This window comes from Rummeliibacillus pycnus (assembly GCF_002884495.1).
GTDB lineage: Bacteria > Bacillota > Bacilli > Bacillales_A > Planococcaceae > Rummeliibacillus > Rummeliibacillus pycnus.
Window position 1 is genome coordinate 1,017,364 of the sequence record NZ_KZ614145.1, and the last position, 26,238, is coordinate 1,043,601.

Sequence of the window (26,238 nt, forward strand, 5' to 3'; positions counted from 1 at the left end):
TTAGTTCCCCCTAATTAAATCTGTCCTGTATAAATTGTTATAAACTGTCTATTTTGGATAGGTCAAAGTTTTGGTTAAATAAACTATATCATAACTATAGGAGGGATATATATGCGAATGAAATCAAGAATTTGTCAAGACGCACAAAAAATAGAACAATTTTTATTGAAGGCAGATACAGGATTTCTTGGATTAGCTTTAAACAATGAACCTTATATTGTTCCATTAAATTATGTATGGTTTGAAGGAAGTGTTTATTTACATGGAGCTTCTGAGGGAAAAAAAGTAAACTTCATCAAGGAAAATAAAAATGCTACTTTTGTAATTAGTAAGAGTGAAGGAACAATGGTATCACCTATCCCTGCAGAAACAGATACAGCTTACTTAAGTATTATGCTGTTTGGTGAAATTCAAATTGTAAATGATTTAAGGGAAGCAACTAAAGCGATGCAAGCATTATTAGACAAATATGTAACAGGCTATTATAATTCTCCGCTTTCGTTAAAACATGTGGAGCGATATCGTTCTTCTCTTGGGAGTACGACTTGTATTTTTAAGCTAAGGCCAAATGAAATCACTGCAAAAGAAAATATAATAATTAATGACCAATTATATTATCCTGGAAGAAATGTATCAACAGAATAATAAAATAGTAAATACTTGGAATTAAAGCCCCTGATTTTTCAACTCTAAACAGAAGAAGCAGGGGTTTTATAAAGATCTATTGATTTCAAATATTAGTTTCCAAATAATATAATATTAGATATACAAATGAACTAAAACATGTTATTTGCATAATATAAATATTGTAGTGAAATATTTATAAAAAGGATGATATAAAAAATGTCATGGAAGAAATTATGAGTATTTCAATAATAAGTACAATTCCCCTTAGTGGAGAAGAAAAACCTGATGTCTGGGATGATTATGGATGGGACATTGATCGTTGGGAGAATGACGGTGGTAGAAGTCTAGGCAAAAGTAATGATTGCTTGGGATAGTTTGTGATATTACCATCTCATAATTTTGAGATTGAGAAGGAGTCAACCAATTTTCCTTTTTAGAATAAAAGAGGCTGGGACAGAACAAAATTAGCCCCCCAAAGCCGAATAATTGAACTTAATAGAATCAATATCATAAAGCATCTTTCTTTGAGAAAATACGATTATTAGATGATGAACATCATATCGAATGGTGTGAAGTGGAGGACGGCGACTCCTGCGGGAATAGCTTGAGCTGAAAGCCCCGCAGGAACGTAGTGACGAGGAGATTGAAGCCAAGCCCGCGGAAAGCGCCGTCTGAAACGGAACACAAAACTGAATGTTACGAAAAATATATATTAAATGTTCATGCTTTTTGTACAAATTCTTTATTATGAAATGGATTCAATAGAATAATAATAAAAAGAAAAATCCGAACAAATGTGAAATTTTAAATAGAATTTCACATTATAATTCGGATTTTTCATTAGCTAAAATTCTTTTGTCCCAACCTCTTTTATTGAAATTGTTATGTGTAACCACAACTTTTTTTTCTAAATTGATTGAATAGGCGTCTGAAGCATCTTATACACTTTTTTCATATCAATATTTTGTCTCACATGATCAGCTAATAATTGATAGGCTGCCTCTCTTCTTTCTGTATCAGTCTTTACTTTCTGATCAATTGGTGTAAGGCCCTTTTTAACTCTCAGCGCGTTCACTATTTTTCGTGTAAATTCTCGATTATTAAATATCCCATGAACATACGTTCCAATCACTTGTCCATTCAATGCAATTGCACCATCATAACGACCATCAGATAATTCCAAAAATGGCGAACAACTATCGTCTTCTATTACTGTTTTACCTAAATGAATTTCATAACCAGTTAATGATATGGAATCAAACATATTTGTCATTATTTGACCTGTCATTTGAACCGTTTTCTTCTCTTTATTAAAAGTAGTTGTTACAGGTAATAGTGAAAGTCCTTCTGCGCTTCTTCCATCACCTTCAACAGCATCAGGATCCTGAAGGGAACGACCTAGGATTTGAAACCCTCCGCAAATTCCGAAAATACGCGTTCCTTTATCTACAAGTGTTTGAATGACTTGTTCAAATCCTTCATCCTTTAACCATTGTAAATCCTCAATGGTATTTTTTGTTCCAGGTATAATGAGTAAATCAGGATTGCCAAGTTCTTTTACATTACGAACAAGACGCACTCCTACTTCTGGTTCATCAAAAAAAGGATCTACATCTGTAAAATTTGAAATACGAGGTAAGCAAATCATCGCAACATCAATTGAAAACTCACCTTGTTTTGGTTTTTTAAATCGTAGTGATGATAAAGCCAATGAATCTTCAGCTTCAATATTAATATCTATATATGGAATGACGCCAATAACAGGAATCCCTGTTTCTTTTTCAAGCCATTCTATCCCATCATCTAACAGCTCACGCATCCCTCGAAACTTATTAATAATGATTCCTTTCACTCTAGCTCTTTCTGAATCATTAAGGAGTGCTAATGTACCAATAATTGAGGCAAACATTCCACCTCGGTCAATATCGGCAACTAATAGAACAGCCGCATCGGTAGCGTGAGCCATCCGCATATTGGCAATATCGCGATCTTTTAGATTAATCTCTGCAGGACTTCCAGCACCTTCTAATACGATCACTTCAAATTCATCTTGGAGTTTATGTATTGATTTTTGTACTATAGGCATCGCTTGTTGTACAAAATTATTACGATAGCTCATTGCCCCCATGTCCATAAAGTGTTTACCATGTACAATAACTTCTGAGACCATATCTTGTTTTGGTTTCAGTAAAATGGGATTCATATCTGTAGTCGCGATGACTCTAGCAGCTTCAGCTTGTACACCTTGAGCTCTGCCAATTTCTCCGCCATCCATCGTAACAAAAGAGTTCAATGCCATATTTTGTGATTTAAAAGGGACAACTTTCAACCCATCATCTGAAAAAATGCGGCAAAATGCAGTACAGATCATACTTTTTCCAACATCTGAAGCAGTACCTTGAATCATAATTGCTTTAGCTGTCATATGCTCCCCTTCTTCCATTAAAATTCTAAACCTTTTACTGCAGGAATTCCTCTTTCATAGTAATGCTTTGTCGCATCAATCGTTGATACTAAATCAGCCAAATCCATCAATTCCTGTCTTGCATTTCGACCAGTAATGACAAGATGCATAGTTGTAGGGCGATTTTGAATAGCCTCTATTACTTCTTGTAGCGGGAGAACATCATCGATTGGAAATTTATCAATCGATAAAGCATTATTTAATTCATCAAGAACTAATAAGTCAATTGAAGGATCTGCAAGTGCCTTTTTTGCTTTTTGCCAAGCTAATCGTAAAGCTTCACGATGTTCTTCTGGTATTTTTGTCCAAGTAAAACCAATGCCCATTTGTTCCATTTCTACGCCTAATTTTCGTAGGGCTAATGCTTCTCCATATGTACGTTCAGGTGATTTGATAAATTGCATATATTTCACATGTAAACCTCTCCCGATTGCTCGAAGGGTTACACCTAGTGATGCCGTTGTTTTTCCTTTTCCCTCTCCAGTATAGATCAAAAATAAGCCTTGTTGTGCCATTTTTCTATCTCCCCTTTATAACCACGTCGTTTTTTCATCAAATGGAATTCTTGTAGTTGCGGGAACTTCTGTACCTTCTTCAGGATAACCGATGAAGATTGTTCCAATTACTTTTTCATTTTCTGGTGAACCGATAAAGTGATGCATACGTTCGTCATGGACTAACCCTACGCCTCGAGTTCTCCATACAAATCCTAAACCTAACTCTTGTGCGGCTAACCACATGGAATGGATTGCACAGCAAGTTGCAAAAATATTATCATCAGAATCATCTGGTTTATCTGGAATTAACGCTGATGTAACAATAATGGCTACTGGTGTAATTGTTACAACTTTTAAAGAACTTTCTACTAAATGTGGTTTTGTTGGGAACCGTTGTTGTAAGTATTCGGTCGCCATTTCTTCATAGCGCTTCATCGCCTCACCTTGGATCACGTAGAAATGCCATGGTTGACGTAATCGATCATTTGGTGCATAAGTAGCTATTTCCAATAATTTTTTAATCTTTTCTTTCTCAACAGGGCGATCTGCATAATTTCGGATTGCTCTTCGTTCTTTAATCGCTTCAATAATCGTCATTACTTTCTCCTCAAATCAAAACAGTTTGATTTTCAAACCATTGAATTTTATCTCTTAGTTGAACAACTTCCCCCACTAATACCATCGATGGGTTATGAAATTTTTCTTGGATTACTAAATCATGAATGGTTTCTAATGTACCTGTTATTGTACGTTGATGTTCTGTTGTTCCCCATTCAATTACCGCTACAGGGGTAGTCGCACGTTTACCATTTTCAATAAGCTTTTTGCTAATATACGCAAGATTTCCAACACTCATATAAAATGCGATGGTATCAATACCATTAGCTAATGCATACCAGTTTAAGTGATCTTGTCCTTTTTCTTCTCGCCCATGACCAGTCACAATCGCAAAACTTGAAGCAAACTCTCTATGCGTAACAGGAATTCCTGCATAGGCTGGTGCTGCGATTCCTGCTGTAATTCCTGGAACAATTTCATATTCAATGCCATGTTCAACAAGTACTTCTGCTTCCTCTGCACCACGGCCAAAAACGCATGGATCGCCACCTTTTAGGCGTGTAACAACTTTACCTTCAAGTGCCTTTTCTACTAATAATTCATGAATTTGCTCCTGTATGAAATGATGTTTACCTGGGGATTTACCGCAAAAAATAAGTTCTGCATCTCCCTTTGCATGTACCAAAAGAGATGGATTTACGAGACGATCATATGCAATGACATCTGCTTTTTGAATGCATTCTAGGCCATATACCGTTATTAATTTTGGATCACCTGGGCCTGCACCTACTAAATAGACTTTTCCTGGAGTCATTGAATCGTCCCCTTTTTCAACAATTTTTCAAATAGTTGTTCACGTTCTTTTAATTGTTTTGTTTTTGTTAATGTTAGAAACTGTGAATCGAGTAATTCTTGTAAGAGATAACTTTTTTGCTTCGAATCTTTTACTTCATCAATAATTTGACGTCTTGCTTTTTGTAAGAATTCTATATAATCTTCATATGAATCGTCATATTGAGCTTCTAATTCTTTTTTAATTTCTTTTGCGAGTTTTGGATTTGCACCTGATGTCGAGACAGCAATTGTTAATGGCCCACGTTGCACCACTGAAGGGACAATAAATTGACTGAGCTCTTCACAATCTACAATATTACAAAGCTGTTGTTTGCTTGCATATTGAGCTACCTGTTCATTCGTTTTAGAAGAATTGGTAGCTGCAATGATCAAAAATGCATCGTTTAAATCATCTGGCGTAAAGCATTTCTTTTTCCATTGAATAGTGTCTTCTTCCGCTAATTGTTTTAGTTCTGGTGAAAGTTCTGGGCTAATTACTGTTACTTGAGCTTGGGCTTTTAATAAACTCGTTACTTTACGTGTTGCAACTGCACCCCCACCAACAACTAGAGCCGCTCGACCTTCTATATTCAACATCATTGGATAATAATTAGCCATTTGTATGCACAGCTTTCTTCTGATATTTTTTACATTGTTCAATCCATTGAACAACTAGCTGTGGGTTAGATGCAAAATGAAAGTGTGTATACCCAGCAATTAAATTGTCATGCATATAACCTTCCCCTTGCTTCTTAAAACGGCTCTTCGTTTCATAGGCATAATTGCTTTTTTCTGGTTGTGAGTAAGTTGAATAGTGGAATTCATGCCCTTTTGCTTCTTGACCTTCTCCAATTAAAAAGTTACCTTTTACTCCGAAAATTTCCCGGTATCCTAATGCAACTAGATTAGTTTGCATCTCAATAGTTCCTGGTATAGCTCCTACCATTTCATAGCGTTTTCCATCAGTAGTGAAAATAGACTCCGTTAGGTACATAAAACCGCCACATTCAGCTAATGTTGGAATACCTTTAGAAATTGCATGATGAATAGATTCTTTCACTGCAGTTTGTTGTGATAGTTCGTCCGCAAATTCTTCTGGAAAACCGCCACCAATATACAATCCATCTGCATCAGGAGGTACTACTTCGCCATTTAAAGGTGCAAAATACTCGATTGCTACCCCATTAGCTTGAAGTAATTCCAGATTTTCTTGATAGTAAAAATTAAATGCTGCGTCTTTCGCCACTGCAATTTTCACTTGTTGATCTGCTTTTTTCTCGAATATACTTGGGTGAATCGATGAAAGTTCACTAGAAGCGGATAACTGATAAATTTTTTCTAGATCAACAGTTTCACTAATTACTTCGCCTAATTGTTGAAAGAATGGTTGTAATTCACCGCGTTCAATCGCAGGAATTAATCCCAAATGTCGACTTGGCATATAAATATTTTTTTCTTTTTTTAAGTAACCAACTACTGGTATACTACATTCTTTCTCAATAGCAGCTTTTACAATTTTATAATGCCCTTCACTTCCTACTTGATTGGCAATGACACCTACTATATTGACGTTTTCATTTAATAATTGGAAACCTTTAACAATGGCTGCTGAACTACGTGCAATACTGCTACAATTTACAATAAGTAATACAGGACTTTTCGTTAATATGCTAATTTCAGCAGTAGAACCTCGATCTTCTAATGGAGATTTTCCATCATAGAACCCCATTACCCCTTCAATAATTGAAATATCTACATCTCTGCTGTTTCTCTCCAAGATATCTATAACCGTTCCTTCTTCAAACATCCAACTATCTAAATTTCGGGAAGGTCTGCCAGTTACTGCCGTATGGAAGGTAGGATCAATATAATCTGGTCCACATTTAAATCCTTGTACTAGGTAACCTTTTTGTTGTAGTGCAGCCATTAGTCCAATTGTAAAGGTTGTTTTGCCGACACCACTACCTGTTCCAGCAATCACCAATCTATTTGATGACATCGTAATTTCCTCCTAAACATTTTCTATTAATGCAACAGATATTGTTGTATTGCCTGATTTTTTCTTCACTAGCTCTAGGTTTTCTGCACCAGTGTAAAGTCTTACGGCAGGTTCACTTACTCCGTATACACCTATATATTTAAATACAGTATCTGAAGGTGCTTCGATTTTCTGTGCATTTAATTCCTCTGGTTTATAATAGACAAACTCCCAGCCATATTTTGAAACAACTTCTAAAAAACCTACTTCATCTTTTTTCAAATCAATTGTGCAGAGAGCTCTAACACTCTTTATCGAAATTTGAAGTTCATTTAGTGTATCTTGTACAACTTGTTCAATTTCTTTTGCGGAAGTTCCACGATTACATCCCATACCAATTACAACATTTTTAGGACGGTAAAGTACACCATTTTCAAGAATTTGTTCCTCATCTTTTGTTAAATTTCGATGTGTAATAACAAGAGCGGCGTTTGGCTGTGCGTTGATGGCATCTTGAATGCTCGGATAGATTTTTAAATTTTCGGGCATTGGGCTATCTAAATGCCACCAATTTTTTTCTCCAGACTCTTGAACAATTGCAACATGTTCTTCATTTACAACGGAAGCACTTACGGGTGTTAGTTTCTCAGCAGAATCCCATTGCCAACCAAACCGTGATCCAAATAGATCCACAGGAATTGTTTTTTGCACATCAGAAGCAGTAGTAATGATAGCTCGAGCGTCTAAAGCAAGTGCTACTTCCTGTGTAAGTTGGTTCGCTCCCCCTAGATGACCAGAAAGTACACTTATGACATTTTCTCCACGATCGTCGATCACCACAACAGCTGGATCTGTTTTCTTATCTTTAAGAATTGGTGCGATCATCCGAACAACTGCACCAAGAGAGATAATTAAAATGATCCCCTTATATTTTTTAAAAAGAGCTGGAAGAAGCATCCGCACACTACCTGTAAATAATTGAATGTGCTTTACTTCTTCATCTCCTTGTTTAAATTTACTCATATAATACACATCTGAATGAATAAAGGAACTATGTAGTTTACGTGCTAGTTGTACGCCATGCTTTGTAATGGCAACAATTGCATATGGATTTTGCTGGTCAATTTCAGGTAGGACTCCTTCTTGTAAATCGATCATTGTGGTTTCACGCCTTTTCTAAAACCATGTGTAAATGTAGCATCATATAATTTTGAACGATACGCATCATTGTTATGAATAGCTGGGTCTAGCGCCCATCCCGCTAATATCATTGCATGTTTGCGTATACCATTTTTACGCATATCTTCATCTAAATTTACTAACGTTGTTCGAACGATTTTCTGATCGGGCCAGGATGCTCTTTGGACTACAGCTACAGGTGTATCATCTGTCCAACCAGCAGCTTGTAACTCTTTCACAATTTTCTTCGTTAGAGTAGCACTTAAAAATAGGGCAATTGTACAATGATGGCTCGCTAAATCGCGTAATTTTTCGTATTCTGGTACAGGTGTACGTCCTTCTGCACGCGTAAGAATTAATGTTTGCGTTAAATCCGGAATGGTTAATTCAGCACCGACTGCAGCAGCAGAAGCAAATACTGAGCTAACTCCTGGAATAATTTCCGCTTCGATATCTGCCTTTTTTAATAGGGCCATTTGTTCCATGATTGCGCCGTACATGGCTGGATCTCCAGTATGAATACGTGCAACAGATTTTCCTGCCTCAACACGATCAATAATAATTTCTACCATTTCTTCTAAGTGCATACCTGCTGTTTTTAGAACTTCTGCATCAGGCTTTGCTTTGGCAATTAATTCTTCATTTACTAACGAATCTGTATACATCACAACGTCAGCAGTTTGTAAAATATGTAATCCTTTCACTGTGATTAAATCTGGGTCTCCAGGTCCTGCACCAACGATATAAATTTTCTTCATTATTTACGCACCACCATTAATGTTAAATATTCTAGTTCTGCTCCATCTAATTCATCCATTGACCAAATTACTTCTTCATCAGAAGTAACCTTAGTAACGACAGAAGCTTTGTCTAGTAGATGCAAATCTCTTAATACTTCAATCATTAAATCTATCACTTTTGCAACTTTTATAAATACAACTGCATCATGATCTTCAATTGCTTTACGCATTTCCTCATAGTCATCACGTGCTGGTATGATGGCAACATGGTCATCACCATCTGCTAACGCAATACCTAATCTAGAAGCAGAACCATTAAAGCTTGAAATTCCTGGAACAGTTCTTACTTCAACATGTGGATGAAGTTCTTGCATTAATTTCATCATATGAATAAAAGTACTGTATAAAAGAGGATCTCCTTCTGTTACAAAGGCTACATCTTTTCCCTCTTGCAATTTGTCATAAACAATATCGACTGTTTTACGCCACTCAGCATCTAAAATAGCTTGATCTTTTGTCATTGGGAAAACTAAACCGAGCATTTCTTTTTCGCCAGGCTTGATATAAACATCAACAATTCGTTGTGCGTAGCTTTTACTTCCTTTTCTTTTTCGAGGATAGGCAATTACAGGTGTTTCTTGAATAACGCGAAAAGCCTTTACTGTGATTAACTCTGGATCTCCAGGACCTACACCAAGGCCATATAATGTACCGATATTAGTCATCGTTTTCTCCCTTTCTTGTGGCAGTAATAATATAAATTGGATTGAGTGGTGTAAAACGGTTCATTCCTAAAATGGGTTTATTATGAGCTAATTGTGCATGCAGAATACTTGTGTTAAATTTCAATTCTTTAAAACATTCAAGAGCCTTATATAAATTTTCAATGGTAGCAGCATTTAAAACAATTCGTCCATCTTCTTTTAATCGATCACAACAAATTTGCAGTAAATCTTTCATATTACCGCCAGTCCCACCGATGAAAATAGCATCTGGATTTGGAAATCGTTCTAATCCTTCGGGTGCTTTACCATGGATGGCAGTAATATCTGTACGGAATTTATGTTGATTTTCAATACAGTTTGCAAGGTCACCTTCATTTTTTTCGATTGCAAATACTTGTCCTTCCCGTGCAATTTTTGCAGCTTCAATTGCCATAGAACCTGTGCATGTTCCGATATCCCAAACAATACTATCTTTCTCCAAATTTAATGCTTGAAGGCTAAGTACCCGAATTTCTTTTTTAGTGATTAATCCTTTATCAGGACGCCGCTGAGCAAATTCATCATCTGCAATACCTAGTGTCCAATTTGGTGAAGGTGCAGTACGTTTTAAAATGACTACATTTAAAGGTGAAAAAATTCCTTTTCTCATTTCTTCTAATGAATACCATCCTGTTTTTTCCTGCTCACCTTGTAAATTTTCAGCAACAAAAGCTCTATACTCCGTCATACCAAACTGGATTAAATAGTCAGCGATTGCACTAGGGTTATTGTCTGCATCTGTTAATAATGCAATTTTGTCATAGCCATCAATTTTCTGAATTAGCCCTTTCATGGATCGACCATGTACACTTGTGATATAGGCATCTTGCCAGCTCTCTCCAATCTTAGAAAATGCTAATTGAATTGAACTTACATGAGGATATACTTCAATTTCTAGTTTTTTTGACAAATAACCACCAAGTCCGTAGAACAAAGGATCTCCCGAAGCTAAAATGACAACATTTCTGGTTTCCTTTTGTATAATATCGACAAGATTTTTTAAACCGCTTTTTACCGCTATTTTCTCACCTTTATAATAAGGAAAGAACTCTAGCAATCTTTCGCCACCAATAAGCACTTCACTTTCTTCGATCCATTTTGCATATTGAGGTAATAAACTTGCTAGTCCACTATCTCCAATACCGATTAATTTAATCGATTGTGTCAATTCCATCAGCCCTTCCTAATAATTCACCCTTCATCGAATAGATGGCAGTATCCATTACAAGTCCGCCTTTCACATGGTTTAATGAAGACGTACAGCAAGCTTCACATAAATGATTAAAAAATCGTGAGTTTCCAGTCATAATGTCACCCACATGCGAGGCTGTGTTTGCTTGTGATACTTGTTGTACAATATCATCGGGTGCATCAACATCTTTTGCTAATTGTGCTAAAAATTCAAAGTTAATGGGAGCACTCTTGGAATGGACCATCATCACACCTTGTGCAACTTTTGAAAACTTCCCCATCATTCCAACAAGCGAAACTCTTTTGATGCCTAATCTTTTACAATGTTTTAAAGAGAACCCTACAAAGTCGCCCATTTCGATAAAGGCTTCCTCAGGTAATCCTTCATATTGTTGCATGGCGTATTTCTCACTTCTTCCACCTGTAGTCAAGACTACATGATCATTGCCAGTCGCATGTGCAACGCTAATTGCTTCTACAATACTCGCCATGTAGGCTGAACTTGAAAATGGTACAACGGTTCCTCTTGTTCCTAATATTGAAATGCCTCCGATAATGCCCAGCCTACCATTGAGTGTATTCTTTGCAATTTCCTCTCCATCGGGTACTGAGATAATCACTTTAACACCTCGGGTTATTTTAAACTCAGATAATGTTTCTTCTACTGTTGAATAGAGCATTTTACGAGGAACGGGGTTAATCGCTGCTTCACCAACTGCTACGGGAAGACCTGGTTTTGTCACACGACCTACACCAATTCCACCGTCCAAACAAATTCCAGGATCCTCCTGCCAACTAACAGTCGAAACAATCAATGCACCATGTGTAGCATCTGGATCATCTCCACCGTCTTTTATGGTTGAGCAGCTCACTGTTGTTTCATTAATAGAATTATTTTCAATGGTAAATGTTACATCTCGCCCAATTGGTAAATGAATCGTAGCTGTTTCTTGTGCTTCACCAGTAATGAGGGCTATTAAAGCCGCTTTTGTAACGGCTGTCGCACAAGCGCCTGTAGTATAGCCATGACGCATTTGCGATGGGTCTTTTTTATTCTTTTTTTCCATTAAGCGTGGTCTGCTAAGATAGAAATGGCATTTAAAGCTGCTACTGTTACGGTACTACCACCTTTTCGACCAACGTTTGTGATAAACGGTACCTCGGTAACTTTTGCCAATTCTTCTTTTGACTCAGCAGCTGAAACGAAGCCCACAGGCATACCAATGATTAAATCAGGTTTTGCTTCGCCTTCTTTAATTAATCGAATAAGTTCTAGAAGTGCAGTAGGTGCGTTACCAATTGCATATATGCCTCCCTCATGTAAATGAGTTGCTTTTTGCATAGACATAATAGCTCGAGTAGCTCCTGCTTCTTTTGCTGCTTTTGAAACGTCAGGATCTGAAATATAACAGTGCACATCACCGCCGTATTTTTGGAAACGCTTATGTCCTGTACCCACTTGAATCATTTGAACATCTGCAATTACTGGTTTTCCAGCACGGATGGCTTTTATCCCAGCTGAAATAGCATCTGGATGAATGATTACACTTCTTCCTAAATCAAAATCAGCTGAAGCATGAATAATACGACGAATTACTTTCCACTCATCTTCTGTAAAATCATGTGGACCGTATTCTTCTGCAATTGTTGCAAAGCTATGTTCATAAATTTTATCTGGGTCAACTGTTAGTGGTTTAAAATCTGTTTTAAAATCCATTTCGATTTCCTCCTAGTTCATCAGTTTTGAAGCTAAATCTTCTAAAACGCCTTCAAAACTTGAATGCATATTGTCATATTGTATTTTGGGTCTTGCAATCATAATTGTTTCAATTTCGCACTCTAAGGCTGCCTCTAATTTTTCATCAACTGATCCTACTTTTCCACTTTCTTTTGTAATCATTAATGTGACATCGTATTGTTGAATCAGTGCAATGTTTAGTTCTTTTGAAAATGGTCCTTGCATGGCAATAATGTCTTTTTGTTCGATACCTAATGCTTGGCATTTTTCCATATTATCGAGTCTTGGTAGCATTCGAGCAATTATTCGCGTTTTTTCTAAACCTACTAAATGCTTTGCGAAAATCCCTAATGTTTTACTACCTGTTGTTAACATGATAACGCCACGTTTTTTTGCTGCTAGTGTTGCTGCTTCCTCGTAGTTTTGAACCAACGTTATGAGTGGATGATTGAAAGTTTGACTTATTCTTTCATAGCGAATATATGGAATACCTGACGCTTCTGCAGCAGTAAGTGCATTTTTTGAAGCTTCTTCAGCAAACGGATGACTAGCATCGACGATTGCTTGAAATTGATTTTTGTTGATAAAATCGATCATTTGCGCTGAAGTTAATCGACCAATTTTTGTCTGAATCCCCGCTTCATTTAAGCTTTTGGATGCAGATTCAGTAACAACGGTTGCAACTACTTCCCAACCGCTTTTTTTAATCTGAATGGCTAATTCTCTGGCATCACTTGTCCCAGCTAACATGAAAATCATTTGTCAACACCAACTAAATTTTCATGGTGATGATCATGGTGATCATGATCGTGATGATGCCCATGCTCATGATCGTGTTCATGATGATGATGGTGCTCTACAAATGCAGCGGCGTTTAAACGATATTCACATGTATCGCAATTCATCTTCACTTCACCTTTCAAAGATTCTTCAATCCGATCTTTTAGGACAGTTTTAAGCGTTGGATGGTAACCAAAGTAGGTTGCTAATTTTACTTCTACATTTGTATCGTTAGAAGCAAATCTCTCACGCATCTCTTGCATTCTTTCCATCAAAATACCTGTAAACAAGAAGTAAGGAAGCATGATGATTTTTTTTGCACCTAGTTTGACACAACGTTCCATACCTTCATCCACTGTAGGATAAGTTACACCCATAAATGCACATTCAACCGTTAACACATCTAATTGTTCCCAAAGCATTCGAGAGATTTTGTAGAAGTCACTGTTTGCATCTACGTCACTACCACCTCGACCGATTAACAATATTGCAGTATCATCATTTTTTTCTTCAATAACAAACTCTGTTTCGATGAGTCGTTCTTTCAAGATTTCAAAAATACCTTCATGGACTCCAAGAGGTCTAGCATAAACGATGTTGATATTTGGATATTTTCGTTTTCCTTCATCAATAGCTGCAGGAATATGTATTTTTGAATGACCTGCTTGTAATAAAATGATGGGAACAACATGAATTTCAGTTGCACCTTTTGCCACACAATTATCAATTCCTTGAGCAATGTCTGGTGTAGCAAATTCTAAGAAACAACTTTCAACTAGTAGATTTTGATTTAATGTAGGTTTAATCTGTTCAACAAAATTGATAACTTCCTCGTTTCCTTCTGCTAATCTACTCCCATGTCCTACAAATAAAATGGCTTTCATACTTTTCCTCCTCATTAATCACCACAAGGTGCTGGTTCAATGTTAATCTTTGGTGCGATATCTTTGTAGACAAACCCTCGAATTTGTTTGACTCTTTTAAAATATTTAAATAGTCGTTCATTTGGATGTGCGTTTTCTTTATATTCCTGAATAATATTTGTAATAACTTCTACAATTTTATCTGGTTCAATACCTTCTGCTACAGCTTGTCCAGGGTGAGCAGTTCTTCCAACTGGCTTAGCTCCTAAGAATAAATCAAATTTTCCTTTTCGGTATATAATGCCAATATCATCGGTTACAGCTTTATAACAAGCCATGCCACAGCCATTAAAACCAATTTGTAACTCTTTCGGTAATTGCATGCCACCTAATTTTTCTTGAATTTCTTCTGCATATGGAATACCACCCGTTTTTTCACCGTCACAGAAATCACAAGCTTTTAAAGTTAGTACGTCTCCAACTGGTGATAGTAAAAAACCAACACCCTGTAATTTTGTTGTAATGGTATCTGGATTTGTAGTAGGAATTTTCAATACGATTTGATGATTAGGCGTATATTCCATCGTACCTTTTTCACCCACAACCATTGCTAACGTCATCATTTGTTCAGGGGTAAACTTCTTATTTGCTACTCCCGGACTTACTGCTAATTCAAAAATTTCTTCAAAATCTTGTTGTACGTACTGTGTAGTTTTTGGTTGTTCACCTGAAACACGTTTTAATGCTTCCAATGCCATATCATATGAACTTACTTTAGTTGGTTCTTGATGAATCGCTTCAATCTTTTGAACATTCGGAATACTATCTAGTACAGCTACAGAAGAATGTACTCTCTGAACACCCGTATTTTGATCCATTGCCCAAGGTTCAGCTTCTTCCCTCAAACGTTGATGTGGTTTTAAGGCTTGTTTTTCAGTATTTAATGTATATTTTCGTTGATAACCACGAGGCGTTATCATTTTATCATCATAAAGAAAAGTTGAAGAATTTCCGATAATCACTGTCGTTAACATACCTATATCATGATCCAACATTTCACTAAGATTTGTCATAATTATATGTTGGCGTTCACGATATGCACTTTTTACAAGACCAACCGGTGTATCAGGAGATCTATATTCAAGAAGGATACGCTGTGCCTCTACAATTTGGCGCGTTCTTCTTCCACTGCGTGGATTATAGAGTGCAATAACAAAATCAGCCATTGCTGCAGCTTCCAATCTTTTAGCGATTAAATTCCAAGGTGTAAGATGATCACTTAAACTAATTGTGCAAGAATCATGCATAATGGGTGCTCCAAGTAATGATCCACATGAGTTAATAGCTGAAATACCGGGTATAATTTCAACAGGAACACCGTTTGCCTCAGTCCAACCTTTTTCGATTAGGACCTCATATACTAATCCCGCCATTCCATATACACCAGCATCTCCACTGGAAATAACGGCAACTTTTTTTCCGGATTCTGCTTGTCGAACAGCTTCCTGAGCTCTCGATACTTCCTCTGTCATTCCAGTGCTGATTACTGATGTTTCATTTGTGATTAAATCTTGAATCAACTCTACATATGTCTTATAACCGATGATAAAGTCACTGTCTTGAAGCGCTTCCACGGCTCTTGTCGTAATATGTTTAAAATCCCCAGGACCAAAACCAACGACATATAGTTTTCCTTGATGAGTCATGCTATCTCTCCTTTACAAGATTACTTGTTCTTATCAATTCCGGTAGTGGATGCGACTTCTGAATTTAACATCATATTTCCATTTATTGTTCGGTAGATTGTATGTTGGATATTTTGCTGTTCAATACAATCGCGAACTATTTCGCGACCAATTTCCGCCGAAGATGCTTTGTACCAACTTCCTTGTGGATAAGCTATTACTATACAGGCATCTTTACAACGTCCGTTGCAACGCGTTCTTGTTGTATGAATCTGTTCATCCATACCGAGTTCTGCTATTTCATCACGAATTGCTAGTGTAATATTTTCTGCTCCTTTACGCATACATGAACTACCATTACAAATGAATAAATGACTTTTCATCCCAGATAAATTCCAAGTGGTCATATATACCCTCCAATCAATAATTTGAAACTTCTATCAATAGATAGTTTCTTACTGCCCTTTAATTTGGGACAAAAATAAGGAGGAGATAAAAGGCAAATAAAAAAACCTTAATTCAAAGAATCAAGGTTTAAAAACTAGATAATTCAGAAAATACCCAAATGCAAAAAACAAATGGCATTCTTCATTTACAGTCTTTACCTTTCCCTCCGAAAAGTATCGTACTTCCATTTTTAAAAGCAGGTTTCCTGGCTCACACTTCATTTTACTCTGATCTCTTCCCAGTCACTTATGACCAGTGAGTAAGTATCATTTCATCCATGTTACAGTAGCGGGGGCTGCATCGGATTCTAACCGATTTCCCTATTATCCCAATGTAATGTTACAAGGGCACTTTTAAAAAATATGTAATTGTATAATATAGTAAAATTTTAAACTGACATAATCATATACTATTTTCTTCTAATTTAAAATAATTTTTTTATAAATGACTCATTCTAAAATACAGAAGTTTTTAATTTTCGATCGTTTTTGCTACTTATTTCACAAAATTCACTCTCTTTCTGCAATCTTTTATTTCAAAAATTTTTTTGTTAAAAATATAGTAGTATTGAAAATATAACCATGGTACACTAGATTCGTATTCTAACAATTCAATAAACTTTATGGTGCTAAATTATTTTATTTAGCTGAAAAGGGAAGTTTGTGAAAATCAAACGCGGTCCCGCCACTGTAAAGACGAGTTATGCTTTTAGATGCCACTGTCAATGATGGGAAGGCAAAGCATAATGATGACGCTAAGCCAGGAGACCTGCCATATTGTGTGAATTATTATCAGCCTACGAGGATAGGTGTGAGAATAGCTATGCTTTGATCGCATTGTTTTACTATTCGTCTACACTTCTTCAGTTGGAAGAGGTGTTTTTTTATGTCCTGTTTGGTTATTTGGAGGTGTATGAAGTCTATTAAACAACAATTGAATATAAAAAGGAGAAGAGAAAGAATGTATAGGGTTAAGAAATTGATAAATTGGAAATTATTATATTTCCTAGTTGTTATTTTAATCGTGCCAAAGCCTGCTTTTGCAATGCATATTATGGAAGGATTTTTACCAATAGAATGGTGTATTTTTTGGTGGGCACTTACGATTCCATTTTTAATCATTGGATTCCGTTCAATACGCAAGACAATTGCAGAAAACCCTGAAACAAAAATGATGTTAGGCTTATCAGGCGCTTTTGCATTTGTATTATCAGCATTGAAAATTCCATCTGTTACAGGGAGCTGTTCACATCCGACAGGTGTAGGTCTAGGTACAGTATTATTTGGGCCATTCGCAATGAGTATTGTAGGGTTTATCGTTCTTTTATTCCAAGCCTTGTTGTTAGCACATGGCGGTTTAACAACTTTAGGTGCTAATGCTTTTTCAATGGCAATAGTAGGTCCTCTTATATCGTATGGTATTTTGAAAGGAACGACTAAATTGGGGTTATCCTTTTCTTGGGCAGTATTTTTAGCGGCTGCACTAGGTGATTTGGGTACATATGTTGTAACTTCTATGCAACTCGCACTTGCTTTCCCGTCTCAAGTTGGTGGTTTCTTTGCCTCATTTACTAAATTTAGTAGTATTTTTGCCATTACACAAATTCCTTTAGCCGTTAGTGAAGGTATTCTTACAATTGTTATTATGAACTTTTTACAAAAATACAATTTAGCAGAGCTACAAGCACTGAAAGTATTGAAGAAAGGTGCTGAACAATCATGAAAAAAAATATTTTTTTAATCATTTTGGTGGTCATTTTAGCAATTCTACCTTTATTTTTCCAAAAAGGCGCTGAATTTGGTGGATCAGATGACCAAGCAGAAGCAGCTATTACAAAAATTGATGCTTCCTATAAGCCATGGTTTTCTAGCATCTGGGAGCCACCAAGTGGTGAAATTGAAAGTCTATTATTCTGTTTACAAGCTGCGATAGGTGCTGGTTTTATTGGTTATTTTATAGGATTCTCTAGAGGAAAACAGAAAAAAGTAGAAAGTAAAGAAGGCAAGGGTAAGCATGTTACTCATTGACCAATATGCTTATATCAATCGCTTAGCCAAGACTCATCCAGTAGAAAAAATGGTGTTAGCCTTTTTTCTCTTATTATTTTCATTAACAGTAAAAGATATGCTGATATCACTCATCACATTTTTTGTGATGAGTTTTCTTACAGTGGTGATTGCTAAAATCCCATGGCTATACTATTTGAAATTGTTATCTATCCCAGGTGTTTTTTTAATCAGTAGTATGATTGGCATTTTACTATCATTTACTACACACCCTGATCTCATTCATCGTTCAATTTGGCAATATCAAATATTCAATTGGACTGTTTATATTTCTTCACAAAGTGTCAATACCAGTGTTCAATTATTCTTTTCTGTGTTAAGCAGTATAAGTTGTTTATATTTCTTAACGTTAACAACACCTGTTCATGATATCATGCAGGTTTTAAAAAAATGCAAAGTACCTGAATTATTGATTGAATTAATTGAACTTACTTACCGTTTTATATTCGTTTTTTTAGAGAAATCGGTACAAATTTACCAGTCACAAAATTCACGTCTTGGATATCTCTCTGTAAAGAAAGGGTTGCATTCATTAGGATTGCTTATTTCATCGTTATTTGTTCATGTATTTCAGCGTTCTAAGGAATTATCAATGGCCATGAATTCTCGTTGTTATGATCATACAATGGTATATCTTGAAGATTCCTATCAATATTCTGCTAAAAACTGGGCGATTATTCTTATGATCTTTTTGGTGATCGTTGTTATTTATTTTCAGTTTGGAGGCATTCTCTTTTGGATGAATTATTCTTTGATATTCAGCATTTAACACACCGATATGCTGATGGAACCGTCGCATTAAATCAAGTAAATTTGAAGATAGCTAAAGGAAAAAAGATTGCTTTACTAGGTAATAATGGAGCTGGAAAATCTACATTCTTTCAGCATTTAAATGGCCTTCTTCAACCATCTTCAGGTCAAATTCACTTTCAAAATCAACCGATGAAATATAATCGAAAAGCTTTACTAAATTTACGCTCACATGTAGGAATTGTGTTTCAAGATCCTGATTCGCAGCTTTTTGCTGGTAATGTACGTCAAGATATATCCTTCGGCCCATTAAATCTTGGGTGGTCTATAGATAAAGTGACAGAAATGGTGGAATGGGCGATGTCTGAAACTGAAGTGACCTATTTACAAAATAAACCCATACACTTCTTAAGTATTGGTCAAAAAAAGAGAGTAGCCATTGCAGGAGTGCTGGCCATGAATCCAGATATATTGATCTTGGATGAGCCGTCAGCAGGATTAGACCCTTATTACTCAAAACAAATTTTACAATTGCTAACGAAAATACATTCTTTTGATAAAACCATTATTCTTTCTACTCATGATGTAGATTTTGCCTATGAGTGGGCAGATGAAATAATCGTCTTGAATGATGGCGAAGTAATCTATGATGGAAATCCTTTTGATATCTTCGAACAAGAACATTTATTAGTAAAAGCACATTTACAAAAGCCATGGGTTTTTGAAATAGCTCAAGTGTTACAATCCAAAAATGTAATCAATCATACGAACGATTTTCCTAGAAATAAAGAACAATTAGTTCCATACTTGAGATAAAAAATAATCCCAATAGCTTTCATTTCAAGTAAAAATGGACTGATCATAAAGTGAGATTACCTTACTTTATGATCAGTCCTTAACTATTTTTCTAAAAACAATTATTCTCCAACAGTTACTTTTGGTAATAATTCTTTAATAGATGCTTCATTCCCTTCATGAAATGCTTTTACAATGGCACTTCCTACAATAACTCCATCTGCCATTGCGCCAATCTCTTCAACTTGTTCAGGTGTTGAAATACCAAAACCAGCTAAAACAGGTATATCACTAATCTCTTTTAGATTTTGTAAATGGTCTTCTAAGGATTGGCCAAAGTCATTGCGAACACCTGTAATTCCATTTACAGTCACAGCATATATAAATCCTTCTGCTGCCTTCGCGATTCGTTCAATACGATCTTTTGGGCTTGTTAATGAAATCAGTTGGACGAGTGCGATTGATGAATTGACAAGTTTGGATTGAATAATCTCTGCTTCTTCAAGTGGTAAATCAGGAATGATTAAACCACTTATCCCTATTTTTTCACATGTCTCTACGAATTTTTCAATACCATAAGCTAAAATGGGGTTAAGGTAACTCATTATGATTAAAGGTACTTGAACTTCATTTTTAAATGCAGCAATTTCATCTAATATTACCTTTAAATTCGCGCCTTCTGTTAGCGCACGAATCCCAGCATCTTGAATAACTGGACCATCTGCTACAGGATCTGTGAATGGAATACCTAATTCAATCGCTGTCACACCGGCTTGTTGCAAGAAAAGTATTTGTTTTCGGATTGCTTTAAGTCCTCCATCTCCTGCCATAATGTAGGGTACAAATGCTTTTTGCCCTGTTTTAAGCTTATCTTCTATTGCTAGTTGTAATGATTTAGTCGTCATTTTTTTCGCCTCCTAAAGCAGCTCTTACAGTTTCAACATCTTTATCTCCACGACCAGATAAGCAAATGACTAAAATTTCATCCGGTTTCATATCTTTTGCAATCTCAGCAGCTCGATAAATAGCATGAGCACTTTCCAGCGCTGGAATAATTCCTTCTGCACGTGACAATAATTTCAAGCCTTCTAATGCTTCATCATCTGTAACAGAAGAATATTTGACACGGCCAATATCATGTAAGTAGCAATGTTCAGGTCCTACAGCTGGATAATCAAGTCCAGCAGAAATGGAATGTGCTTCTTGTATAAAACCATTCTCGTCTTGTAATAAATACATATACGCTCCATGTAAAACGCCCTCTTTTAATTCAGCAAATGCTGCGGCATGAAGTCCAGTTTGTATTCCTTTCCCAGCAGCTTCAACCCCATATAGTTTTACAGATTGATCTTCAACAAATGGGTGGAACATACCTATTGCATTACTACCACCACCAAGACATGCTACAATGGCATCTGGTAGTCTGCCCTCTTTTTCTACTATCTGTTTTCTAGTTTCAACGCCAATGATTCTTTGAAAATCTCGTACAATTCTTGGGAATGGATGTGGTCCAAGTGCAGATCCCAAAATATAGTGAGTATCTTCAACATTGGTTACCCAATAACGAAGCGCTTCATTGACCGCATCCTTTAATGTACCCCCACCTTGATCGACAGAGACGACAGTTGCTCCTAATAATTCCATTCGAAATACATTTAACGCTTGTCTTTTAACATCTTCTTTCCCCATAAAGACTATACATTCTAAATCAAACAATGCACAAACTGTTGCTGTTGCAACACCGTGTTGACCTGCACCTGTTTCTGCAACAACTTTCTTTTTCCCCATTCTTATGGCAAGTAGTGCTTGCCCTAGGGCGTTGTTAATCTTATGTGCTCCCGTATGATTTAAGTCTTCACGCTTTAAGTAAATTTTTGCTCCGCCTAATTGTTCCGTTAAATGTTCTGCAAAATATAGTGGATTTTCCCGACCTACGTAATCTTTTAAATAATATTGTAGTTCTTTGTGAAACTCAGGATCGACAATTGCTTCATCATAAGCCTTTTCTAATTCAGTTAATGCTTTCATCAATGTTTCAGGGACGAACTGACCACCAAATTTACCATATCTTCCTGTTTTCTGTTCATTAAGTTGTTTTACCATATTTAAGACACTCCTTTTTTTACAGCATCTATAAAACTAGTTATAAGATGATTATCTTTTTGTCCATTATTTTCTACACCACTAGATACATCAACCATATAAGGCTCTGCAATCTCTACTGCATTTACAACATTTGATGGATTTAATCCTCCAGCTAGAATCACTTTCCGTTCTTTTAGTTTTGGATGATCTAATAATCCCCAATCGAATGTTTGACCACTACCACCTGCAAATTGGATTCCAGGAGCATCTAGCAATAAATAGTCAGTTTCATAAGTCAATGCTCTTTCTATATCTTCTTGGTTTTTAATAGAACACGCTTTAATCGTTGGGACACCGATTTTCTGAATCTCTTCATTTGTTTCATGTCCGTGTAATTGAACAAAATCTAATGGCACTTCCTTGTATGCTTGTAAAATTGTTTCAATAGGTGCATCAACAAAAACACCGATTTTCAATATCCCCATTGGAATATGTTTTGCTAATTGTTGAGCTCTCTCAATTGACACTTCTCTCTTACTTTTGGCAAAAACAAAACCAATTGCATCTGCTCCTGATTCTACGGCAGTTTTGACATTTTCTTCTTTCATCAATCCACATATCTTTACTTTGGTCATGAATTTACAGCATCCTTTTGAATTTGAAATGAATGTAAAGTGGCTTCAATATTGCCACTACGCATTAATGTTTCTCCTACTAGAATTGCACTTGCACCAAGGCTAGCCACAAATTTAGCATCTTTAGCTGTTTGAATCCCGCTTTCACTGATCAACACACGATTTTCATGAAACGGAAAGTGCTTGGCAATTGTTTGTGTATGTTGTAAATCTACTTCAAATGTTTTTAAATTCCGATTGTTGATCCCTATGATTTTGGCATCTATTTCCAATGCTATTTGAAGCTCTTGTTCATCATGTACCTCAACTAAAATTTCTAGTTCTTGTTCACTGGCATATTGATACAAAGAACGTAATTTGTCTTTTGAAAGTGCTGCAACAATTAATAAGATGACTGATGCTCCATTCGCTTTTGCATAATCAATTTGGATTTCATCAATGATAAAATCTTTGCAGAGTACAGGGGTTTGAACCACTTGCGTCACTTCTTTTAAATCTTCAAACGTTCCTTTAAAAAAAGGAGTATCCGTTAAAACTGATATGCATGCAGCACCAGCCTTTTCGTACTGTAATGCCTGATCGACTGGGTTTACACCATTATTGATAATTCCTTTTGAAGGTGATGCTCTCTTAATCTCTGAAATAATTTGTAACTGAGTAGCACTTTTAAGCTTTTCAAAAAGTGAAGGTCTCTTTTCTGGATTAAAGCTTTGTTGTAGAGTCAATTCTTTTAATCGTTGAATCTCATTTTCTTTTTCTGCTATGATTTTATCCAAAATTGTTGTCATGAGATTTTCTCCTTTCGATGTGCATTACTAAATGCAATAACTGCCTCTAATTTTTCAAGTGCTTTACCTGAAAGAATCGTATCGATTGCAAGTTCTACCCCATCTTGGATTTTGTCTACTTTCCCATAAGAGAACAGCCCAATTCCTGTATTTAACGCAACTGCGTCAAAATAGGCATCTTGTTTACCTTTTAATAAATTTCTTAAGATAATCGCATTCTCATCTGGATTACCGCCCCGAATTGCTTCAAGTGGTGCTTCTTTCAAACCAACATCTTCAGGTCTTAGTGAAAATGGGATCAAGTCATCATGATCAACAAGGACAAATTGGTTTTGTCCTGCAAGTGAAGCTTCATCCATTCCACCTGCACCAGTTACGACAATTCCTCTTTTACGACCAAGCATTTTCATCACAGTCGCATACTCCATTAGAAAATCTTGACGATAAATTCCCGTAAATTGAGTTTCTAAATCAACTGGATTTGTTAAAGGCCCAACTAAATTAAATATGGTTGGTTTTCCAATTTTTCTTCTCACTTGCCCAATTCTTTTTAATTTTGGATGTACATTTGGTGCGTATAGGAATGTCACATTTTCCTTTTCCAATAAATCAAGTGTTTCTGAAATCGTGAAATCTGTATGAATGCCTAATGCTTCTAATACATCTGAACTTCCGGCTGCACTTGAAATTTTACGGTTACCATGTTTGGTCACTTTAGCTCCTGCAGCAGCTAATACAATTGCTGAAGTTGTACTTATGTTAAAGCTATTACATCCATCTCCTCCTGTTCCACAATTATCCATATAGCTATCGAATGGTGCCGGTACCTCTAACGCAAAAGATTTCATCACAGTCGCAAGAGCTGCAACTTCTTGAGCTGTCTCACCTTTTTTAGATAAAGCAATTAAAAACGCTTCGATTTCTTCAAGGGGTGTTTCTTCTTGAAATATTTTTTTTGAAGCATCTAACATTTCCTCATAATATAGATGCTTATTATTTTTCACTTTCTCAATTGCTAGTTTCATTCTCAACTCTCCTATCTTTAATCTCGTCTCTACTCAACACTTGACAAAGCAGTCAAAGAATTTGTCTTTTCAATTGTTTCCTCAAATTCTCTTTCTGCATTGGATTCTTCCACAACAGCTGCACCTGATTGGATGTGTGCAATCCCGTCCTTTAAAAGCATTGAACGTATAGTGATGGCGAAATCGATATTACCGTTAAACCCTATATAGCCAATTGCACCACCATAAATATTACGATGAGATGTTTCAATCTCGTCAATTAGCTCTATTGCCTTTCTTTTAGGTAGTCCTGTCGTCGCCCCTGCAGGAAATGCAGACATCAAAACATCTAACGAATGATAAATAGGTGAGAGCTTCCCTTGGATAGTAGATACTAAATGCATGACATGCTCAAATCGTTCTAGTTTCATATATTGCTTCACCTGCAAAGTTCCAGGTTTTGTTACATCTAATAAATCCTGTTTTGCAATATCTACTAGCATCGTATGTTCTTGTTGCTCTTTTGAACTATTGAGAAGATCCTTTGCTAAAAGTTGATCTTCTTCTTCCGTTGCCCCTCTTTTTCTAGTCCCTCCTATTGGATTAATCGAAATGACATCATCCGTTACTTTAATAAGACTTTCAGGAGAAGTACCTAAAATGATATGGTCATCAAATTCCATATAATACATATACGGTGAGGGGTTTTGTTTTCTTAATTTTCTGTATATAGAAAATGGATTTCCAGTATAACTAGCTTGTTGAGGCCTTGATATGACAATTTGATCGAGCTTGCGATCTTTACTATCATTCTGAGCCCTTATAATTTGTTCAATAAACAAATCTTTTGACACCTTACTTGAAAACTGTGATAGCTGATAATCTTCATCTTCAAAATTAGTTGTTTGGGTTTGTATTTCTTTAATAATCAAATCTAAATCTATTTTTTGTTGTTCAGGATTCACTTCCGTATGAATAATTGTCACTTCATCCTTCATATGATCAAAAACCATTATGGTTTCGTAGATATAGAATTGCACACTTGGTATTTGCAATGTGTTTTGATGTCTTGATTTTACTGCTGAACTATAAGAAATATATCCAACTGCTCCACCTGTAAAAGGAAATTCTTCTGGACCTGTAATTCTTGGCATTACTCGCTTTAATAGTGTCAATAAATCTCCGTCGTAGCGATATTCTTTTCCAGTATTGAACTGTTTTTCGATTAATGTATTGTCATTACCACTATAAGATTTTATGGGATTTACACCAATCATTGAATATCTTCCTGAATCTTTGAATTTAGAATCTGATTCAAGTAAAAATTTCCGTTTGCCTTTTAATCGTTGAAAAATCAAAATAGGTGTCAATGAATCACCATTAATCTTCTTAATTGTTGTACGGAAACTGGTTTGTTCTACCATCAATTAATCATCTCCTATTTTGGTCGATTGTTGAGAAAATCTGCTCTATACAATTTTTTTAAAAAGTTGAGGATTTAATGTATTGTAACTAAGAGCCAAACTTTTCACTATAAATAAAAAAGTCCCCATGAAAGAAAATTCTTTCATGAGGACGATATAGACCGCGTTGCCACCTCAAGTTGAAGTTTAAAAAACTTCCGCTTAACTATCCGTAACGAGGATTAAACGTCATCCGCTACTAACAGTGTGTTGACGGATGCTCTCATAAGTCCATTCACATATTCCATTGATCAGCTCGCACCATCCGCTGACTCTCTTAGCAATGATCAATATGCTACTACTCTTA

The 26,238-nt window shown here is 36.0% G+C and carries 28 protein-coding genes, 2 riboswitches and 1 other annotated feature (1 of these 31 only partly in view); of the genes, 6 read left to right on the top strand and 22 right to left on the bottom strand.

The window, feature by feature from the left end:
* Positions 1–111: 111 nt before the first annotated feature.
* Positions 112–645 carry a pyridoxamine 5'-phosphate oxidase family protein gene (locus CEF14_RS05085; RefSeq protein ID WP_102691855.1) on the top strand — a complete coding sequence of 178 codons (534 nt, stop codon included), beginning with the start codon at positions 112–114 and terminating at the stop codon, positions 643–645.
* A 215-nt stretch (positions 646–860) separates the two neighbouring features.
* A complete protein-coding gene (locus CEF14_RS18940; RefSeq protein WP_170061445.1) occupies positions 861–1,001 on the top strand; it encodes a hypothetical protein in 141 nt (46 codons plus the stop codon).
* A gap of 533 nt (positions 1,002–1,534) precedes the next feature.
* Here CEF14_RS18940 and CEF14_RS05090 read toward each other — a convergent pair.
* Genes CEF14_RS05090 through CEF14_RS05165 form a run of 16 tightly spaced genes read right to left on the bottom strand, consistent with a single transcriptional unit; the run spans position 1,535 to position 16,305 of the window.
* Positions 1,535–3,052, bottom strand: a complete 1,518-nt coding sequence (locus tag CEF14_RS05090; RefSeq protein ID WP_102694300.1) for a cobyric acid synthase — start codon at positions 3,050–3,052, stop codon at positions 1,535–1,537.
* A gap of 17 nt (positions 3,053–3,069) precedes the next feature.
* Positions 3,070–3,606, bottom strand: coding sequence for a cob(I)yrinic acid a,c-diamide adenosyltransferase (locus CEF14_RS05095; RefSeq protein ID WP_102691856.1), 537 nt, complete (start codon positions 3,604–3,606; stop codon positions 3,070–3,072).
* A 15-nt stretch (positions 3,607–3,621) separates the two neighbouring features.
* Positions 3,622–4,185: a nitroreductase family protein gene (locus CEF14_RS05100; protein ID WP_102691857.1), complete on the bottom strand. Its 564-nt coding sequence runs from the start codon at positions 4,183–4,185 to the stop codon at positions 3,622–3,624.
* Between the two features lie 10 nt (positions 4,186–4,195).
* Entirely contained in the window at positions 4,196–4,960 is a 765-nt protein-coding gene (gene cobA / locus CEF14_RS05105) for a uroporphyrinogen-III C-methyltransferase (RefSeq protein ID WP_102691858.1), read from the bottom strand.
* Positions 4,957–5,598, bottom strand: coding sequence for an NAD(P)-binding protein (locus CEF14_RS05110; protein WP_102691859.1), 642 nt, complete (start codon positions 5,596–5,598; stop codon positions 4,957–4,959). The genes cobA and CEF14_RS05110 overlap by 4 nt, the downstream gene beginning before the upstream one ends.
* Positions 5,591–6,979 carry a cobyrinate a,c-diamide synthase gene (locus CEF14_RS05115; protein WP_102691860.1) on the bottom strand — a complete coding sequence of 463 codons (1,389 nt, stop codon included), beginning with the start codon at positions 6,977–6,979 and terminating at the stop codon, positions 5,591–5,593. Before CEF14_RS05115 ends, CEF14_RS05110 begins: the two co-directional genes overlap by 8 nt.
* Before the next feature lie 12 nt (positions 6,980–6,991).
* Positions 6,992–8,116, bottom strand: a complete 1,125-nt coding sequence (locus tag CEF14_RS05120; RefSeq protein WP_102691861.1) for a cobalt-precorrin 5A hydrolase — start codon at positions 8,114–8,116, stop codon at positions 6,992–6,994.
* Positions 8,113–8,895, bottom strand: coding sequence for a precorrin-4 C(11)-methyltransferase (gene cobM / locus CEF14_RS05125; RefSeq protein ID WP_102691862.1), 783 nt, complete (start codon positions 8,893–8,895; stop codon positions 8,113–8,115). The genes CEF14_RS05120 and cobM overlap by 4 nt, the downstream gene beginning before the upstream one ends.
* Positions 8,895–9,602: a precorrin-2 C(20)-methyltransferase gene (gene cobI, locus CEF14_RS05130; protein ID WP_102691863.1), complete on the bottom strand. Its 708-nt coding sequence runs from the start codon at positions 9,600–9,602 to the stop codon at positions 8,895–8,897. The genes cobM and cobI overlap by 1 nt, the downstream gene beginning before the upstream one ends.
* Positions 9,595–10,815, bottom strand: a complete 1,221-nt coding sequence (cbiE, locus tag CEF14_RS05135; RefSeq protein WP_102691864.1) for a precorrin-6y C5,15-methyltransferase (decarboxylating) subunit CbiE — start codon at positions 10,813–10,815, stop codon at positions 9,595–9,597. Before cbiE ends, cobI begins: the two co-directional genes overlap by 8 nt.
* Positions 10,793–11,899, bottom strand: coding sequence for a cobalt-precorrin-5B (C(1))-methyltransferase (locus CEF14_RS05140; RefSeq protein ID WP_102691865.1), 1,107 nt, complete (start codon positions 11,897–11,899; stop codon positions 10,793–10,795). The genes cbiE and CEF14_RS05140 overlap by 23 nt, the downstream gene beginning before the upstream one ends.
* On the bottom strand, positions 11,899–12,549 hold the full coding sequence (locus tag CEF14_RS05145) for a precorrin-8X methylmutase (protein ID WP_102691866.1): 651 nt from the start codon (positions 12,547–12,549) through the stop codon (positions 11,899–11,901). Before CEF14_RS05145 ends, CEF14_RS05140 begins: the two co-directional genes overlap by 1 nt.
* A gap of 12 nt (positions 12,550–12,561) precedes the next feature.
* The gene (gene cobK, locus CEF14_RS05150; RefSeq protein ID WP_102691867.1) at positions 12,562–13,329 is read right to left on the bottom strand and encodes a precorrin-6A reductase; all 768 of its coding nucleotides are present in this window, start codon (positions 13,327–13,329) and stop codon (positions 12,562–12,564) included.
* The gene (locus CEF14_RS05155) at positions 13,326–14,234 is read right to left on the bottom strand and encodes a sirohydrochlorin chelatase (RefSeq protein ID WP_102691868.1); all 909 of its coding nucleotides are present in this window, start codon (positions 14,232–14,234) and stop codon (positions 13,326–13,328) included. The genes cobK and CEF14_RS05155 overlap by 4 nt, the downstream gene beginning before the upstream one ends.
* A 14-nt stretch (positions 14,235–14,248) precedes the next feature.
* Positions 14,249–15,919, bottom strand: coding sequence for a precorrin-3B C(17)-methyltransferase (gene cobJ, locus CEF14_RS05160; protein WP_102691869.1), 1,671 nt, complete (start codon positions 15,917–15,919; stop codon positions 14,249–14,251).
* 20 nt (positions 15,920–15,939) lie between these two features.
* A complete protein-coding gene (locus CEF14_RS05165; RefSeq protein WP_102691870.1) occupies positions 15,940–16,305 on the bottom strand; it encodes a (2Fe-2S) ferredoxin domain-containing protein in 366 nt (121 codons plus the stop codon).
* Between the two features lie 218 nt (positions 16,306–16,523).
* Positions 16,524–16,715: riboswitch (cobalamin riboswitch) on the bottom strand.
* A 236-nt stretch (positions 16,716–16,951) separates the two neighbouring features.
* Positions 16,952–17,135: riboswitch (cobalamin riboswitch) on the top strand.
* 170 nt (positions 17,136–17,305) lie between these two features.
* On the opposite strand from CEF14_RS05165, the gene CEF14_RS05170 reads away from it, so the two are divergent.
* From CEF14_RS05170 to CEF14_RS05185, 4 genes are read left to right on the top strand one after another with little or no spacing between them, the layout of a single operon-like run.
* Positions 17,306–18,067 carry an energy-coupling factor ABC transporter permease gene (locus CEF14_RS05170; protein WP_102691871.1) on the top strand — a complete coding sequence of 254 codons (762 nt, stop codon included), beginning with the start codon at positions 17,306–17,308 and terminating at the stop codon, positions 18,065–18,067.
* The gene (locus CEF14_RS05175) at positions 18,064–18,372 is read left to right on the top strand and encodes an energy-coupling factor ABC transporter substrate-binding protein (RefSeq protein WP_102691872.1); all 309 of its coding nucleotides are present in this window, start codon (positions 18,064–18,066) and stop codon (positions 18,370–18,372) included. The genes CEF14_RS05170 and CEF14_RS05175 overlap by 4 nt, the downstream gene beginning before the upstream one ends.
* Entirely contained in the window at positions 18,359–19,180 is an 822-nt protein-coding gene (cbiQ, locus tag CEF14_RS05180) for a cobalt ECF transporter T component CbiQ (protein WP_102691873.1), read from the top strand. The genes CEF14_RS05175 and cbiQ overlap by 14 nt, the downstream gene beginning before the upstream one ends.
* Positions 19,147–19,977, top strand: coding sequence for an energy-coupling factor ABC transporter ATP-binding protein (locus CEF14_RS05185; protein WP_102691874.1), 831 nt, complete (start codon positions 19,147–19,149; stop codon positions 19,975–19,977). Before cbiQ ends, CEF14_RS05185 begins: the two co-directional genes overlap by 34 nt.
* A 101-nt stretch (positions 19,978–20,078) precedes the next feature.
* Here the strand turns inward: CEF14_RS05185 and trpA are convergent, their stop codons facing one another.
* The 6 genes from trpA to CEF14_RS05215 are packed head-to-tail and all read right to left on the bottom strand — an operon-like array spanning position 20,079 to position 25,892.
* Positions 20,079–20,861, bottom strand: a complete 783-nt coding sequence (trpA, locus tag CEF14_RS05190; protein WP_102691875.1) for a tryptophan synthase subunit alpha — start codon at positions 20,859–20,861, stop codon at positions 20,079–20,081.
* Positions 20,851–22,059 (bottom strand): tryptophan synthase subunit beta, encoded by a 1,209-nt coding sequence (gene trpB / locus CEF14_RS05195; protein WP_102691876.1) that lies wholly within the window; start codon positions 22,057–22,059, stop codon positions 20,851–20,853. The genes trpA and trpB overlap by 11 nt, the downstream gene beginning before the upstream one ends.
* Before the next feature lie 2 nt (positions 22,060–22,061).
* A complete protein-coding gene (locus tag CEF14_RS05200) occupies positions 22,062–22,676 on the bottom strand; it encodes a phosphoribosylanthranilate isomerase (RefSeq protein WP_102691877.1) in 615 nt (204 codons plus the stop codon).
* Entirely contained in the window at positions 22,673–23,464 is a 792-nt protein-coding gene (gene trpC / locus CEF14_RS05205; RefSeq protein ID WP_102691878.1) for an indole-3-glycerol phosphate synthase TrpC, read from the bottom strand. The genes CEF14_RS05200 and trpC overlap by 4 nt, the downstream gene beginning before the upstream one ends.
* Complete coding sequence (gene trpD / locus CEF14_RS05210; RefSeq protein WP_102691879.1) at positions 23,461–24,489, bottom strand: anthranilate phosphoribosyltransferase; 1,029 nt, start codon at positions 24,487–24,489, stop codon at positions 23,461–23,463. Before trpD ends, trpC begins: the two co-directional genes overlap by 4 nt.
* 29 nt (positions 24,490–24,518) lie before the next feature.
* Positions 24,519–25,892, bottom strand: coding sequence for a chorismate-binding protein (locus CEF14_RS05215; protein ID WP_102691880.1), 1,374 nt, complete (start codon positions 25,890–25,892; stop codon positions 24,519–24,521).
* Positions 25,893–26,036: 144 nt separating this feature from the next.
* Positions 26,037–26,238 (bottom strand) — a binding site (T-box leader); it runs 14 nt beyond the window's last position.